15 protein-coding genes are annotated in these 14670 nt (G+C 68.0%); 5 read left to right on the top strand and 10 right to left on the bottom strand.

Features of this window, described 5'->3' with window-relative positions:
- Positions 1-4: 4 nt before the first annotated feature.
- Complete coding sequence (locus IFT87_RS00785) at positions 5-655, top strand: rhomboid family intramembrane serine protease (protein ID WP_031440186.1); 651 nt, start codon at positions 5-7, stop codon at positions 653-655.
- Between the two features lie 312 nt (positions 656-967).
- Here the strand turns inward: IFT87_RS00785 and IFT87_RS00780 are convergent, their stop codons facing one another.
- From IFT87_RS00780 to IFT87_RS00760, 5 genes are all read right to left on the bottom strand, one after another.
- Positions 968-1198 (bottom strand): DUF4170 domain-containing protein, encoded by a 231-nt coding sequence (locus tag IFT87_RS00780; protein ID WP_031440187.1) that lies wholly within the window; start codon positions 1196-1198, stop codon positions 968-970.
- 80 nt (positions 1199-1278) lie between these two features.
- Positions 1279-1746: a hypothetical protein gene (locus IFT87_RS00775; RefSeq protein WP_192007198.1), complete on the bottom strand. Its 468-nt coding sequence runs from the start codon at positions 1744-1746 to the stop codon at positions 1279-1281.
- A 67-nt stretch (positions 1747-1813) separates the two neighbouring features.
- Positions 1814-2086: a hypothetical protein gene (locus IFT87_RS00770; RefSeq protein ID WP_052149343.1), complete on the bottom strand. Its 273-nt coding sequence runs from the start codon at positions 2084-2086 to the stop codon at positions 1814-1816.
- Positions 2083-2436 carry a phage holin family protein gene (locus IFT87_RS00765; RefSeq protein ID WP_249403150.1) on the bottom strand — a complete coding sequence of 118 codons (354 nt, stop codon included), beginning with the start codon at positions 2434-2436 and terminating at the stop codon, positions 2083-2085. The genes IFT87_RS00770 and IFT87_RS00765 overlap by 4 nt, the downstream gene beginning before the upstream one ends.
- Positions 2437-2440: 4 nt before the next feature.
- Positions 2441-2950 carry a hypothetical protein gene (locus IFT87_RS00760; RefSeq protein WP_037532160.1) on the bottom strand — a complete coding sequence of 170 codons (510 nt, stop codon included), beginning with the start codon at positions 2948-2950 and terminating at the stop codon, positions 2441-2443.
- A 153-nt stretch (positions 2951-3103) separates the two neighbouring features.
- Here IFT87_RS00760 and eno point away from each other — a divergent pair, with 153 nt between their 5' ends.
- Both eno and IFT87_RS00750 read left to right on the top strand, forming a co-directional pair.
- Positions 3104-4384, top strand: a complete 1281-nt coding sequence (eno, locus tag IFT87_RS00755; protein ID WP_031393148.1) for a phosphopyruvate hydratase — start codon at positions 3104-3106, stop codon at positions 4382-4384.
- A 23-nt stretch (positions 4385-4407) separates the two neighbouring features.
- Positions 4408-4740, top strand: coding sequence for an FtsB family cell division protein (locus IFT87_RS00750; RefSeq protein WP_042466854.1), 333 nt, complete (start codon positions 4408-4410; stop codon positions 4738-4740).
- A 42-nt stretch (positions 4741-4782) separates the two neighbouring features.
- Here IFT87_RS00750 and IFT87_RS00745 read toward each other — a convergent pair whose 3' ends face one another.
- Positions 4783-5607 carry an alpha/beta fold hydrolase gene (locus IFT87_RS00745; protein WP_031440190.1) on the bottom strand — a complete coding sequence of 275 codons (825 nt, stop codon included), beginning with the start codon at positions 5605-5607 and terminating at the stop codon, positions 4783-4785.
- 128 nt (positions 5608-5735) lie between these two features.
- Between IFT87_RS00745 and IFT87_RS00740 the strand changes: the two genes are divergently transcribed.
- Positions 5736-7496: a DUF885 domain-containing protein gene (locus tag IFT87_RS00740; RefSeq protein ID WP_192007197.1), complete on the top strand. Its 1761-nt coding sequence runs from the start codon at positions 5736-5738 to the stop codon at positions 7494-7496.
- A 14-nt stretch (positions 7497-7510) separates the two neighbouring features.
- On the opposite strand, the gene IFT87_RS00735 is transcribed toward IFT87_RS00740, so the two are convergent.
- Positions 7511-8926 (bottom strand): MFS transporter, encoded by a 1416-nt coding sequence (locus tag IFT87_RS00735; protein ID WP_192007196.1) that lies wholly within the window; start codon positions 8924-8926, stop codon positions 7511-7513.
- 57 nt (positions 8927-8983) lie between these two features.
- Here IFT87_RS00735 and IFT87_RS00730 point away from each other — a divergent pair, with 57 nt between their 5' ends.
- Positions 8984-11185: a prolyl oligopeptidase family serine peptidase gene (locus IFT87_RS00730; RefSeq protein WP_249403149.1), complete on the top strand. Its 2202-nt coding sequence runs from the start codon at positions 8984-8986 to the stop codon at positions 11183-11185.
- A gap of 160 nt (positions 11186-11345) precedes the next feature.
- Here the strand turns inward: IFT87_RS00730 and IFT87_RS00725 are convergent, their stop codons facing one another.
- The 3 genes from IFT87_RS00725 to IFT87_RS00715 form a co-directional block, all read right to left on the bottom strand.
- Entirely contained in the window at positions 11346-11900 is a 555-nt protein-coding gene (locus tag IFT87_RS00725) for a glycine zipper 2TM domain-containing protein (RefSeq protein ID WP_031440853.1), read from the bottom strand.
- A 69-nt stretch (positions 11901-11969) separates the two neighbouring features.
- On the bottom strand, positions 11970-12260 hold the full coding sequence (locus tag IFT87_RS00720) for a hypothetical protein (protein WP_037530826.1): 291 nt from the start codon (positions 12258-12260) through the stop codon (positions 11970-11972).
- Between the two features lie 110 nt (positions 12261-12370).
- On the bottom strand, positions 12371-14653 hold the full coding sequence (locus IFT87_RS00715; RefSeq protein ID WP_056680943.1) for an ATP-dependent helicase: 2283 nt from the start codon (positions 14651-14653) through the stop codon (positions 12371-12373).
- Between the last annotated feature and the right edge of the window lie 17 nt (positions 14654-14670).

Genomic DNA, 14670 nt, shown 5'->3' with positions numbered 1-14670 from the left:
CATCATGACATTTTTCGAGACGCGGGCGACGGCGATCATCACGATCGTGACGGTCGTGATCTCGGGGCTTTTGCTGGTGACCGGCGCGCTGCCCTATTGGGTGGTGAATGCGGGCTTCATCCCGCTCCGGCTGACCGAGCTCGGCATGGCGGGCGGTCACGACTTCGCGATCCCCGCCTGGGCGACGCCGCTGACCGCGGCGCTGCTGCATGGCGGCTGGGCGCATCTCGCGCTCAACCTCGTCATGCTGGTCTATTGCGGACAGTTCGTCGAGCGCGCGATCGGCACTGCGCAGATCGTCGTCCTCTACATCGTCGGCGCGTATTTCGCGGCCGCCGGGCAATGGGTGCTCGATCCGCGATCGATTGCGCCGATGGTCGGCGCCAGCGGCGCGATCTCGGCGGTCGTGGGCGCCTATGCGCTACTCTATGGTGAGCGACGCGCGCGCGCGATCGGACCGGTGCCGGCGGGGGTCGTACACGTGCTCTGGCTGGCCGCGGCGTGGATCGGTATCCAGCTGATGATGGGGGTCGCGGGGTTCGGCGCGTCGGTCGGGGCCAATGGCTCGATCGCGGTCGGCGCGCATATCGGCGGGTTTCTGGCGGGACTGGTGCTCGCGCGGCCGTTGTTGTTGTGGCGGTACCGGACGGCTTGATTGCCGGGTGCGGGTCGTTCACGTGTTGCAGTCGTATTAAACACGCCCGTCATCCTGACGAAAGTCAGGATCCAGGGTTGCGGGGCGTGTCGCCTGTGGCTCTGGATCCTGACTTTCGTCAGGATGACGGGGGTGGGGATGAGCCGGTAGGCAGGTGACGCCGGATGGCGTCTGCGGCTCTGGGTCCCGACTTTCGTCGGGATGACGGATTAGGGGTTGCCGTCCTTAGCCAGCCATAAGGCGTAGAGGCGGTGTGCGGTCGAGCACCGGGTGCCGACCGCGGTCCGGGCCGCCTCGTTGCCGCGCGGCGTCTTACGCCGTCGGGTTCGTCGTCAGGTTCGGTTCGAGCATGCGGTGGAGATGCACGACGACGAACTTCATCTCGGCATCGTCGACCGTGCGCTGCGCTGCAGCACGCCAGGCCTTTTCGGCGCTGGCATAGTCGGGGAATACACCGACGAATTCGATCTTGCTGAGGTCGTTAAAATCCAGGGTGCGCGGGTCGCTGACGCGGCCGCCGAATACGAGATGAAGCTTGCTCATGCGCTGCTGTCCTTGGAATGGGGGTTGCAGACGCCCTAGCGTGTTCGACCCGCGCTTTGAACCCTTTGCGGACCGGTCCTTTAGCCGGGGGTCTTTTGCGATACGGCCTTCGCACCTGCGGTACCCGCGGTCGTCAGCGCCTTGACGATTCCCTCGACGAGACCCTTGGCCTGGCCACGGGCATTGTCCTTGGTGAGGCCGAGCCCGCCGAGCTCCGACTGGCCGGCCGCCTTGGCGGCGGCGGTGGCGGCGATCGCGGTCTCGCCGAGACGCTTGCCGAGCGGCGCGAGCAACGACTTCTCACGCGCGGAGCGCGGGATCAGCACACCCGCGAGCGCACCGACGACCAGACCGCCGACGAGAATGCCGAGCGGGTTGGATTCGAGGCTGTTGACGGTGCGACGTGCGGTTTCCTTCGACGCGTCGAGCGCCTCGGCAGCCTTGTCGCCGGCGTCGTGATAGACCTTGGCGGCGGTGTCGCGAACGGTATCGAGACCCTCGCGCAGGCGATGTTCGGCGTTTTCGATCTTGGTGTGGGCGTCGGTCATGGGACGGTCCTTCTGATTTCCGGCGGCGCCATCGGGACGCGGCCGGGACAATATGGTTGGGGCGCGATCAGCGCCCGCGGCGAAACAGTCCGACGATACGGTGGCGGGCGAGAAACAGTCCCGCCACAGCCGCGGCGCCCGCGGCGGGACCGGGGTTGCGGCGTACCGTCTCGACACTGGCATTGAGCGCGGCGGTGCCGACATCGGCGACGTCGCGGCTGGCGTTGAGCGCCAGCCGACGCGGATTGAGGCGGTCCTGCAACTGCCCGATCGTCATCATGACGCGCTGGCGGGCGAGGGCCGCTTCGATCTCTGCGGCGGCGACTTTGGCGGATGTCATGTGGCGGGCTCGCTTTCGGGCTTGAGCTTCGACTTGCCGACCATCGCGAGCGCGCCGGCAATCGCCAACACGACTAGGACGACGATGGCCGTCGCCCATCCTGGCCCCACCAGCGTCGCCAGCGTCAAGATCGCACCGACCAGAAGTGCGATCAACGCGGCCAGCGCCAACACCCCGGCAATGGCGAAGAACATCGCAGCCGATTTGTACGCCGTCGCCGTCTCGCCGAACTTTGCCTTGTACACAGCGATTTCCGCGGTCGCGAGCGCACGCGTCTCGCCGGCCAGACGGCCGACGACCGCGGTCAGGCTTTCCTCACCATCGAGCGCAAAGGGCATGGGATCCGCCAAGACCTCAGTCCTTCGGGTTTGCATCGATGCCCGACTGGACCAGTCGTGCCACGACGAAGCCGAGGGCCGCGGCCGCACCGACCGCAACGGCGGGCGACTTGCGGACGAGCGCGGTGACGTCGTCGACCAGCGCGTCGATGTCCTTGGCACGGACCTGCTCGGCGAAGCCCGAGACGCTGTCCGCGGCGCTGCGGGCATAGCCGCCATATTGCGCGCCGAGCTTGTCATCGACCTGCGCCGCAGCGTCGGTCAGCAACTGTGCGACCTGCTCGAGCGCGGTGCCGGCGCGGGCCTTGCCGTCCTCGGCGAACAGGCGCGCCTTGTCGGCGGCCTGCTGGCCATATTTGCTGGCATTGTCCTTGATCACCTGCTTGGCCTCGGTCGCCTTGGTGCCGGTGGTGTCAGCGGCGTCGTCGAGCCGCGTGACGCCGCCCTTCAGCGGCTCTGCGGTGGTGGCAGTGCCGGCGGCGGCGACATCGCCTGTGGTCATCGGCTGTGCGTCGGTATCGGCCATGGTCGTCCCTTTCGAAATGCTACGCCCTCAACACCGGTGCGCAGGCACGGTTCCCCTAGTCGGCCCGATTGCCCGATATGACGCGAGGCGGTAGAGGCAGCGCGAACGTCCCGGGCGATCGACCAGCTTGGGGATTTGTAGGAGCATCGTTACGTGACCGCAATCATCGACATTCACGCCCGCCAGATCCTCGATAGCCGGGGCAATCCGACGATCGAGGTCGACGTCCTGCTCGAGGATGGCAGCTTCGGCCGCGCCGCGGTGCCGTCGGGCGCCTCGACCGGTGCGCACGAGGCGGTCGAGAAGCGTGACGGCGACGCCACGCGCTGGGGCGGCAAGGGCGTCGACAGCGCGGTCGACGCGGTCAATGACGAGATCACCGACACGGTGCTGGGCATGGACGCGGAGGACCAGTCGGACCTCGACCGCGCGATGATCGAGCTCGACGGCACCGAGAACAAGGCGCGTCTGGGCGCGAACGCGATCCTGGGCGTCAGCCTGGCCGCGGCCAAGGCGGCCGCCGAAGCACGCGGCCTGCCGCTCTACCGCTATGTCGGCGGCGTCCAGGCGCATCTGCTGCCGGTGCCGATGATGAACATCATCAACGGCGGCGAGCATGCCGACAACCCGATCGATTTCCAGGAATTCATGATCGTGCCGGTCGGTGCGTCGAACATCCTCGAGGCGGTGCGCTGCGGCTCGGAGATCTTCCACACGCTGAAGAAGGGCCTGAGCGCGAAGGGCCTGTCGACCAGCGTCGGCGACGAGGGCGGTTTCGCGCCGAACATCGGCAGCACGACCGAGGCGCTCGACTTCATCATGTCGAGCATCGAGAAGGCCGGCTACAAGCCCGGCGAGGACGTGATGCTCGCGCTCGATTGCGCCGCGACCGAGTTCTACAAGAACGGCAAGTATGACATTTCGGGCGAGGGGAAGATCCTCGAGAGCGCCGAGATGGCCGAGTATCTTGCCGACCTGACGCGCCGCTATCCGATCTTCTCGATCGAGGACGGCATGGGCGAGGACGACTGGGAGGGCTGGAAGACGCTCACCGACCTGATCGGCGACAAGGTCCAGCTGGTCGGCGACGATCTGTTCGTGACCAACCCGAAGCGGCTGAAGCGCGGGATCGAGGGCGGCTATGCCAATTCGCTGCTGGTGAAGGTCAACCAGATCGGCACGCTGACCGAGACGCTGGAAGCCGTGTCGATGGCACAGCGCGCCAAGTACACCGCGGTGATGTCGCATCGCTCGGGCGAGACCGAGGATTCGACGATCGCCGACCTCGCGGTCGCGACCAATTGCGGGCAGATCAAGACGGGCAGCCTTGCGCGGTCGGACCGGCTCGCCAAGTACAACCAGCTGATCCGGATCGAGGAAGAGCTGGGCGACGCGGCGCGCTATGCGGGTCGCGACATCCTGATCGGCGGCTGATAGGCTAAGACCCGGAGGACCCCATGGCGCGCACGACCAGCACGACGAAGAGCACCAAGTTGCGGCGGACGATGCGCAAGGCCGCCTGGCCTGCGCTGGGGCTGACGCTGATGGCGTTCTTCGGCGCCTATGCCGTGCTCGGGCCGAACGGGATGTTCGCGTACGGTGATTACAAGCGGCAGCTGGCGAAGCGGGAGCGCGACTATGCCGTGCTCGACCGCAAGCGCGAGGTGCTCAAGAACCGGGTGGCGCTGCTCAACCCGGACCATGCCAATCCGGACATGGTCGACGAGATGGTCCGCAAGGAGCTGAACGTCGCGCACCCGGACGAGGTGATCGTGCCGCTGGGGAACTGACTTACGATCCTCCCCCTTGCGGGGGAGGATTGATAGGCGGGGTTACCGGCCGAGGAAGCGCAGCAGATCCTGCGTGAAGCGGTCGCTCTCGGTGAGCGTCAGCCCGTGCGGGGCGCCGTCATATTCGACCAGCTGCGAACCCGCGATGCCCTTGGCCGCGGCGCGGCCGGTGGCGTCGATCGGGACGGTCTTGTCGGCGGTGCCGTGGACGATCAGCGTCGGCACGCGGAAGGCGGCGAGGTCGGTACGGAAGTCGGTATGGCCGAACGACTCGGCGCAGGCGAGCGTCGGGCGCAGCCCCGCCTGCATCGCCAGACCCCAGACCCAGTCGACCATCTCGTCGCTGACCGGCGAGGTGATGAACCCGACGCCCAGGAACTGCTGCAGGAAGGTGCGGAAGAAGGCGGGGCGATCCTCTTGGATCCCGTTGCCGATGCCGGCGAGTGTTGCCTCGGGCACGCCGTGGGGATTGTCGTCGGTCTTGAGCATATAGGGCACGACCGAGGCGATCAGCCCGGCGGCGATCACGCCCTTGCCGTCGTGGCGGCTCATGTAGCGCGCGACCTCGCCGCCGCCCATCGAGAAGCCGACCAGCGTCGCGTCCTCGGTCGCGCCGGTCGCGGCCATGACGTCGGCGAGATCGTCGGTCAGCGTGTCATAGTCATAGCCCGACCAGGGCTGGCCCGACCGGCCGAAGCCGCGGCGGTCATAGGCGATCGCGCGGAAGCCCGCTTCGGCCAGCGCCATCGCCTGCGCATCCCAGCTGTCGGCATTTAATGGCCAGCCATGGGTGAGGATCACGGGCCGCCCGCTGCCCCAGTCCTTGACGTAAATGTCTGTACCGTCGCGGGTTTTAATGAAGGGCATGTCAATCTCCGGGGTTGTCGCCAAAGTCCTCACGTCAACGGTCCGGGCTATTGGCCGTTCCAACTCTGGCGTCCGCGCGATTCCGCTGGCAGCATTGCGGGCACGCTACGGCGTGAGGGGGGAGATTGATGCGGACGAGGTTCCCGGCGAGGACGGCGGCGCTGCTGCTGGCGCTGGGCAGCTGTACGCCCGACGATCCGCAGACGCGGGACCGCGTCGCCGCCACGCCCGTCACCGCCCCCGTCGCTGCGATCGCGCCCGATGCGTGGACCGCGTTCCGCGACCGGTTCGTCGCCACGTGGTTCGCGCTCGACCCGGCCTTTGCGGTCTATCAGGGGCGGCATGAGCATGATGGCGGGCTGCCCGACTGGAGCGCGCAAGGGCTGGGTCGGCACACGGCGTTCCTGCACCGGTCGATCGCGGCGGCGGGGCGGTTCGAGGCGGCGGCGCTCAGCCCCGACCAGCGGTTCGAGCGCGACTATCTAGTGATGGTCGCGCGCGACAAGCTGTTCTGGCTCGAGGCGGCGGACGCGCCGCATCGCAACCCGGCCTGGTATGTCGCGGGCGGGCTCGATCCCAATGTCTATGTCGTGCGTGCCTATGCCGACCCGGTCCGGCGGATGCGCGCGCTGATCGCGCTGCTGCGCCGGATCCCGGCGGCGACGCTGCAGATCCGCGCGAACCTCGCGACGCCAATGCCGATCAGCCATATCGACTATGCCGCCAACGCGTTCCGCGGCTTTGCGTCCTATTACATGGACGATTCGGTCAAGGCGTTCGCCGGGGTCGCGGACGAGGGGCTGCAGCGCGAGCTCGCCGATGCGGCGATGACCGCGTCGGAGGCGATGCGCGACCTGGCGCTCTGGGTCGAGGCGCAGCGCCCGACCGCGACACGGTCGTTCGCGCTGGGGCCCGCGCTGTTCGCGAAGATGCTGCGCGAGACCGAGGGGGTCGACATGCCGATCGCGACGCTCGAGGCGGCGGGGCGGGCCGACCTGGCGCGCGACCAACGTGCGCTCGCCGCGGCCTGTGCCCGGTTCGCGCCCGGGCTGACGGTCCGCGACTGTCTGGCGCAGTTGAATGCGGACAAGCCGGTCGACGGACCGGTCGCCGAGGCGCGCCGCCAGATCCCGATGCTGCGCGCGTTCATCCTGCGGCGCGACCTGCTGACGCTGGCCGGCAACGAACAGGCGCTGGTCGAGGAGAGCCCGCCCTATAGCCGGCAGAATCTCGCCTATATCGATCCGCCGGGCCCGTTCGATCGCGGCGTGCCGTCGGTCTATTACATCTCGCCGCCCGATCCGCGCTGGACGCCAGCGGTGCGGGATGCGTTCGTGCCGGGCAAGGCGGACCTGCTCTTCACCTCGATCCACGAGGCGATGCCCGGGCATTTCGTCCATTTCCTCCACGCCAATCGCGTGCCGTCGCTGATCGGGCGGGTGTTCGTCGGCTATGGCTATGCCGAGGGCTGGGCGCATTATGCCGAGGAGATGATGTGGGAGGCGGGGCTGGGCGGCGGCCGCGCGGACATCCATATCGGTCAATTGTCGAACGCGCTGCTGCGTGACTGCCGGTTTCTCGCCGCGATCGGGATGCATGCGCGCGGCATGACCCAGGCGGAGGCGTTCACGCTGTTCGTCGACCAATGTTACCAGGACGAGGGCAATGCGCGGCAACAGGCGCTGCGCGGCACCTATGATCCGGCCTATCTCAACTACACGATGGGCAAGCTGATGATCCGCCGGCTGCGCGAGGACTGGACCGCGGGGCGGGGCGGACGGCGCGCATGGAAGGCGTTCCACGACCGGCTGCTGCGCTATGGCGGGCCGCCGATCCCGCTGGTCCGGCAGGCGATGCTGGGCGAGGCGAGGCCGATCGCGGCGTTCTGAACGGGAGGCGGCGGCTAGCGCGCCTGTGCGGCCGGCTGGACGTCGCGCGTCTCGTCGATCGGTGGGTTGCGGATCGAGGGGCGCAGGCGCGACACGCTGCACAGGCCCGCGACGAGCGCCATGCCGGCGGCGACCAGCGGCGGCGTCGTGCCCGCGCCGACCCCGATGGCGAGCAGCGCGGCGACGACAGTGGCGCCGGTGGTCTGGCCGACCAGCCGGACCGTCGAGATCAGGCCCCCGGCGGCGGCGGCGCGCTCGCGCGGGGCCGAGCCGATGATCAGGCGCGCGTTCGGCGCCATGAACATCCCGAACCCCGAGCCGCACAGCGCCATCCGCCAGGCGATGGCGAAATAGCTCGGATCGGCGGGCATGAACGCGAGCAGCAAAAGCGCGGCGATCGAGACGGCCATGCCGATGCCGCCGAGCAGCCCGGCGGGATAGCGATCGGACAGCCATCCGGACAGCGGCGCCACGACCATGTTGGCGAGCGGCCATGGCGCGATCGCGGCACCGACCTCGGCGGCGGAAAAGCCGTAAGCCTGGGTCAGCCGGAACGGCGTCGACAACAGCAGCGTCATCTGCGCGATGAACGCGGTGTAGGCGCCGATCGCGGACAGCGCGAGGACGGGGCGGGCGAGCAGGTCGATCGGCAGGATCGGCTTGGTCTCGCCGCGTTCGCGCCGGACGAAGATCCAGCCGATCGCCACCCCGGTCAGCACGATCGCCGCCGAGACCACCGGGCTGTCGCCGTGTACCGCGGTCTCCGACCCGCCGATGACGAGCCCGATCATCGCCGCGCACATGACCGCGCCGAGCACGTCGAACGGTTCGGATCGCGGCCCGGGATCGGGCAGGGCGCGCCCGAGGATCAGGCTGAGGATCGCGAACGGCACCGCGCTGGCAAAGACCCAGGGCCAGGGCGCGACCGCGAGCACCAGCCCGCCCAGCGTCGGCGCGAGCGCGGCCGAACTCGATACCACCACCGAATTGATCCCGAGGCCGCGGCCGAGCTGCCTGGCGGGATAGATCGAGCGGATCAGCGCGGACGAGACGCTGAGCGCGGCCGCCGCGCCGAGCGCCTGGGCGGCGCGGACGACGAGCAGGAAGGGCAGGCTCTTGGCGAAGAAGCAGAGCAGGGTCGCGACGGTGAAGACGAGCTGGCCATATTGATACATGCGCTTCAGCCCGATCCGGTCGCCGAGCCCCGAAAAGGGGAGCAGCGCCATCGCCAGGATCAGCTGATAGACGGTGACGACGGTCACCACCGCGCTGCTGTCGACGCCGAGGTCGCGCGCGATCGTCGGCAGCGCGACATTGGCGACGCCGCCGTCGATGATGGTCAGCGCGGTACCCGCCGAGATGGCGGCGATCGCGAGGAAGCGGCGGGGCTTGGGAAGGCCATCCAGGGCCGTTGTCTGGTCGGACTGCATTGCGGACCGCGATAGACACCGTCATGAATGACGCCAAGCTATTCGGGGAAATGGACGATGCGGGTTCTTACGGCTGCGCTTGCGGCGACGATATTGGCGGGCGGCGCCGGCCTTGCGGCGGGCAGTGCGCTCGCCCAAGTCGCACCGATGACGAACACAAAGCCTGCCCCGACCCCGACCCCGACCCCGACCCCGACCCCGACCCCGACCCCGACCCCGACCCCGGCCGCGGACACCGCCGCCGACCCCTATATCTGGCTCGAGGACAAGGATGGCGCCAAGCCGCTCGCTTGGGTCGAGGCGGAGAATGCCAAGACGCTGCCCCGGTTGCAGAACGATCCGCGCTACAAGAGCTTCTATGCCGAGGCGCTGGCGATCGCGGCGGCGAAGGACCGGATCCCGATGCCCGACCAGCGCTTTGGCCGGATCTACAATTTCTGGCGCGATGCCGATCATCCGCAGGGCATCTGGCGCTGGACGAGCGAGGCGGGCTACGCGCAGGCCAATCCTGCCTGGACGACCGCGCTTGATCTCGATGCACTGAGCAAGGCCGAGGGCAAGAAATGGGTGTGGAAGGGCGCGTCCTGCCTCCAGCCCGACGAGCGGCTGTGCCTCGTTTCGCTGTCCGAGGGCGGCGAGGATGCGGTGTCCTACCGCGAATTCGATCTGCAGACCGGGCAGTTCGTCGCGAACGGCTTTGCGCTGTCGACGTCGAAGCAGGGCGCGAGCTGGGTCGACAAGGACACATTGCTGGTCGCGCGCGACTGGGGTGCGGGGTCGATGACCGCGTCGGGCTATCCGTTCGTCGTCAAGGAGGTGAAACGCGGCCAGCCGCTGAGCGCCGCGCGCGAGATCTTCCGCGGCGAGGCGTCGGACCAACTCGGCACCTATGCCAGCGTGATGACCGACGGGCAGGGCAACCGGATCACGATGATCCAGCGGCGCCCGACCTTCTTCGGCGGCGACAAGCACGTCGTCACGCCGGCCGGGCTCGTGAAGCTCGACGTTCCCGATCGCGTCTTTCCCTCAGGCATGGTCGACGGGCAGGTGATCTTCTCGACCAGCGAGGCGTGGGGGCAGATCCCCGCCGGCGCGATCGCCTCGGCGCCGCTCGCCGAGGTGCGTAAGGGCCGGTTCACGCCGACCCTGGTCTTCGCGCCGACCGATCGCCAGTCGGTCGACGGCGTGTCGGTGACGCGCGATCACGTGGTCGCCAGCGTCTATGACAATGTCCGCGGGCGGGCGATGGTGTTCACGCACGGCAAGGCGGGCTGGACGTCGCGCGCGGTCGCGCTGCCCGACAATGCCTCGGTCGATGTCGCGAGCACGACCGATCGCAGCAATGCGACGTTCGTGCAGGTGACGGGGTTCCTCGCGCCGACGACCTTGTGGACGCTCGATGCGGGGCCTGGCGGCGTGGCCAAGCAGATCAAGGCGCTGCCCGCGAAGTTCGATGCATCGCGCGACGTCGTCGAGCAGTTCGAGGCGGTGTCGACCGACGGGACGAAGATCCCCTATTTCATCGTCCACCGGAAGGACGTGCCGCTCGACGGGACGACGCCGACGATCATGACCGCCTATGGCGGGTTCGAATCGTCGATGACGCCCTATTATTCGGGGGTGATGGGCAAATTGTGGCTCGAGCGCGGTGGCAGCTTCGTGCTCGCCAATATCCGCGGCGGCGGCGAATTCGGGCCGAAATGGCATGATGCGGGACGCAAGACCAAGCGGCAGATCATCTATGACGATTTCGCCGCGGTCGGGCAGGACCTGATCGCGCGCAAGCTGACCAGTCCCGCGACGCTCGGCATCTATGGCGGGTCGAATGGCGGGCTGCTGATGGGGGTCGAGTTCAACCAGCATCCCGATCTGTGGAAGGCGGTGACGATCCAGGTGCCGCTGCTCGACATGATCCGCTATGAACAGATCGCCGCGGGCGCGTCCTGGGTCGACGAATATGGGTCGGTGAAGATCCCCGCGGAGAAGGCGTTTCTCGAGACGATCTCGCCCTATCAGAACATCAAGCGCGGCGGGGCTTACCCTGAGCCCTATATCTGGACGACGACCAAGGACGACCGGGTCGGGCCGCAGCATGCGCGCAAGTTCGCCGCGCGGCTGAAGGAATATGGCCTGCCGTATCTGTTCTACGAGGATACCGCGGGCGGGCATTCGGGCGATGCGGACATCGAGCAGGGGGCGCGGATGCAGGCGCTGCAGATGACTTATTTCACGCAGAAGCTGATGGGGCCGGCGAAGTAGGGGAACCCAGGACCCGTCATCCTGGACTTGATCCAGGATCCAGAGCCGAAAACGATGTCGCTCGTGGCCCTGGATCCTGACTTTCGTCAGGATGACGGGAGTTCGGGGGAGGGGGCGCGAACGGCGGCGGGCGTGATGGACGCCCGGTCGCCGCACCCGATCAGCGGCAGCGGATCTGGCTGTTGTTCTGCTCGACCGCGCGGCCGGCGAGGCCACCCGCGGCGGCGCCCAGCAGCGAGCCGACGATCCGCGAGCGGCCGCCGTCGATCACGTTGCCGAGGATGCCGCCACCGGCTGCGCCGATGATCAGCCCGGTCGTGCCGTCGTTGCGCTTGCAGTAATAGCGGCCGTCCTGCCCCGCATAGACGCGGTCGTTGGCGGACAGGGTGCGCTCCTGATAATTCGGGCCGACGCGATAGTCGCGGGCCGGGTCGTAATTGCCCTCGTCGCGTTCGTCGGGATAGCCGCCCTCATACCGGTCGGGCGCCTGACGATAGCCGCCCTGCGGCGCCGGCGGAACATAGCTGCCGCCACGATTGCCGCGCAGCGACTGGTAGCGATCGAATTCCTCGCGGAAGATCTGCAACTCGCTGTCGAGGCGCGCCTGGGCGGCGGCGAAACGGGCGTTGTCGGCACTGGTCTGCGCGACGGCGGGGGCGGCGGCGGACAGGCAGGTCGCGGCGATCATCGTCGCGAGGCCGAGAGAGCGCTTCATGATCGAAATCCTTTCACGGTAGGGTGTCCCGGTAACGGGTGGCGACATCGCGCCGCCACCCGCCTTTCGTCAACGACAGATCTGGACGCGACGATGGTTGCGCCATTCGGTGCGGCAACGGCGATTGTTGTTCCAGTTGCGACGATCATTGTCGCGGCCACGGAAGCGGCGGCCGTCGTGGCGGCCGCGATGGTCGTTGCGGCGATAGTCGCGACGATCGGCGCGGTGATCACCGCGGTGGTCGTTGTCGCGATACTGCTGGCTATGGCCCCGATCGCGCTGGGCTTCGGCGGGCGCGGCCACGCCGAGGCCGAGCGTGGCGAAGGCGAGCCCGGCGGCGATGAGATGCGTAAACTTCATGACGTGTCCTCTTGCCCGAGATCGGGCTGGACGGACGATACGATCCTGGTTCGGCATCGTTCCTGAACGGGATTGTCGGCTCCCGTACAGGTTGGCGCCGACCGGTCGTCCTACGGCGCGATCGTCACGAAGCTGTCCATGACGCGCTTGCGGCCGGCCTGTTCGAAGTCGATCTCGAGCTTGTTGCCCTCGATCTCGGCGATCGCGCCATAGCCGAACTTCTGGTGGAACACGCGCTGGCCGAGCGAGAGGTCGTCGCGACCCTTGTTGCCGAGGCTGATCGCGCTGGACCGGCTTTCGACGACGCGGGCGGGCTTGGTCGAGAAGCCGCCGCCGGGCGTGGCCGCGCGCTGCCAGCCGGGGCCGCGGCCGGTGCCGCGTGCGACGTCGGCGAAGGGATCGGCGCGGTCGGACCAGTTCGCCTGCCAGAGGCTCGCGCCGCCCGACATGGTCGTCTCGGTGTCGGTATGCTCGTCGGGCAGTTCGGCGACGAAACGCGAGGGAATCGACGAATTCCACTGGCCGTAGATGCGGCGATTGGCGGCGTGGAGGATGACGGCCAGGCGCCGCGCGCGCGTGATCGCGACATAGGCGAGGCGGCGTTCCTCCTCGAGGCTCTTGACGCCGCCCTCGTCGAGCGAACGCTGCGACGGGAAAAGTCCTTCCTCCCAGCCGACGCAGAAGACGGTGTCGTATTCGAGGCCCTTGGCGGCGTGGATGGTCATGATCGTGACCTGCGGATCCTGCGCGCCGCCCTCATTGTCCATGACGAGCGAGACATGTTCGAGGAATGCGCCGAGCGAGTCGTACTCCTCCATCGCGCGGACGAGTTCGCTCAGATTCTCGAGCCGGCCGGTCGCCTCGACCGATTTCTCGGCCTGGTACATCGCGGTGTAGCCGCTCTCGTCAAGCAGCTGCCGTGCGAGTTCGGCGTGGGGCAGGCTGGTCGCCATGTCGCGCCAGCGCGCGATGTCGCCGACGAGGCGGCCGAGCGACTTCTTGGCGGCCCCGGTCAGTTCGTCGGTGTCGAGGATGCGGGCGGCGGCCGTCGTGAGCGGGGTGCCGGTGGCGCGCGCGAGCTGGTGGATGCGCGCGACCGCCTTGTCGCCGAGGCCGCGCTTGGGGACGTTGACGATGCGTTCGAAGGCGAGGTCGTCCGCGGGCTGGTTGACGACGCGGAGGTACGCCAGCGCGTCGCGGATCTCGGCGCGTTCGTAGAAGCGGAAGCCGCCGACGATCTTGTACGGCATGCCGATCGCGATGAAGCGATCCTCGAACTCGCGCGTCTGGTGCTGCGCGCGGACGAGGATCGCGACCTCGTCGAGGCTCTTGCCCGTGCGGCGGACGCTCTCGATTTCCTCGCCGACGCGGCGCGCTTCCTCGGGGCCGTCCCAGACGCCGATGACCTTGACCTTCTCGCCGACGTCGAGCTCGGTCCAGAGCTGCTTGCCGAGGCGGCCGCCATTGTTGGCGATCACGCCCGAGGCGGCGCCGAGGATATGCGGCGTGCTGCGGTAATTCTGTTCGAGGCGGATGACCTTCGCGCCGGGAAAATCGCGTTCGAACTTCAGGATGTTCTCGACCTGCGCGCCGCGCCACGAATAGATCGACTGGTCGTCGTCGCCGACGCAGGCAATGTTCTTGCGCTCCTGCGCGAGCAGACGCAGCCAGAGATATTGCGACGAGTTGGTGTCCTGATACTCGTCGACCATGATGTATTTGAAGCGCTGCTGATACTGGGCGAGCACGTCGCGGTGCGTCTTCAGGATGACGAGCATGTGGAGCAGCAGGTCGCCGAAATCGCACGCGTTGAGCGCGCGCAGCCGGGTCTGATATTGCTCGTACAGCTCGCCGCCGCGGCCATTGGCGTAGCGCTCGCTCTCGCCCGCATCGATATCGGCGGGGACGAGGCCCTTGTTCTTCCACTGGTCGATCAGCCCGGCGAGGCTGCGCGTTGGGAAACGCTTCTCGTCGATATCGGCGGCGAGGATGAGCTGCTTGAGCAACCGCAGCTGGTCGTCGGTGTCGAGGATCGTGAAATTGGACTGCAGCCCGACGAGCTCGGCATGGCGGCGCAGCATCTTGGCGGCGATCGCGTGGAAGGTGCCGAGCCACGGCATCCCCTCGACCGCGTCGCCGACGAGGCGCCCGACGCGCTCGCGCATCTCGCGTGCGGCCTTGTTGGTGAAGGTGACGCTGAGGATCTCCGACGGCCACGCCTTCTTGGTGAAGATCAGATGTGCGAGGCGCGCGGTCAGCGCCGCGGTCTTGCCGGTGCCCGCGCCGGCGATGATCAGGACGGGGCCGTCGGTGGTCAGCACCGCCTCGCGCTGGGGATCGTTGAGGCCGCGGAGATAGGGCGGCTGGCGGTTTGCGTCGGACGGATGGGCGATCTGGTTCACCGGTGAAC

Origin of the sequence: Sphingomonas sp. CFBP 8765, from assembly GCF_014841445.1 — a bacterium.
Taxonomy (GTDB): Bacteria; Pseudomonadota; Alphaproteobacteria; order Sphingomonadales; family Sphingomonadaceae; genus Sphingomonas; species Sphingomonas aerolata.
Note: the sequence above shows the minus strand (reverse complement) of the source record. Positions and strands in the feature narration are given on the sequence as shown.

What these genes read in the sequence shown, in the direction of transcription:
- IFT87_RS00740 (WP_192007197.1), top strand. Translation starts at nt 5,736, where the DNA reads ATGCGGACGAGGTTCCCGGCGAGGACGGCGGCGCTGCTGCTGGCGCTG.
- IFT87_RS00720 (WP_037530826.1), bottom strand. Translation starts at nt 12,260, where the DNA reads ATGAAGTTTACGCATCTCATCGCCGCCGGGCTCGCCTTCGCCACGCTC.
- IFT87_RS00730 (WP_249403149.1), top strand. Translation starts at nt 8,984, where the DNA reads ATGCGGGTTCTTACGGCTGCGCTTGCGGCGACGATATTGGCGGGCGGC.
- IFT87_RS00760 (WP_037532160.1), bottom strand. Translation starts at nt 2,950, where the DNA reads ATGGCCGATACCGACGCACAGCCGATGACCACAGGCGATGTCGCCGCC.
- IFT87_RS00775 (WP_192007198.1), bottom strand. Translation starts at nt 1,746, where the DNA reads ATGACCGACGCCCACACCAAGATCGAAAACGCCGAACATCGCCTGCGC.
- IFT87_RS00785 (WP_031440186.1), top strand. Translation starts at nt 5, where the DNA reads ATGACATTTTTCGAGACGCGGGCGACGGCGATCATCACGATCGTGACG.
- IFT87_RS00725 (WP_031440853.1), bottom strand. Translation starts at nt 11,900, where the DNA reads ATGAAGCGCTCTCTCGGCCTCGCGACGATGATCGCCGCGACCTGCCTG.
- IFT87_RS00770 (WP_052149343.1), bottom strand. Translation starts at nt 2,086, where the DNA reads ATGACATCCGCCAAAGTCGCCGCCGCAGAGATCGAAGCGGCCCTCGCC.
- IFT87_RS00780 (WP_031440187.1), bottom strand. Translation starts at nt 1,198, where the DNA reads ATGAGCAAGCTTCATCTCGTATTCGGCGGCCGCGTCAGCGACCCGCGC.
- IFT87_RS00735 (WP_192007196.1), bottom strand. Translation starts at nt 8,926, where the DNA reads ATGCAGTCCGACCAGACAACGGCCCTGGATGGCCTTCCCAAGCCCCGC.
- IFT87_RS00745 (WP_031440190.1), bottom strand. Translation starts at nt 5,607, where the DNA reads ATGCCCTTCATTAAAACCCGCGACGGTACAGACATTTACGTCAAGGAC.
- IFT87_RS00750 (WP_042466854.1), top strand. Translation starts at nt 4,408, where the DNA reads ATGGCGCGCACGACCAGCACGACGAAGAGCACCAAGTTGCGGCGGACG.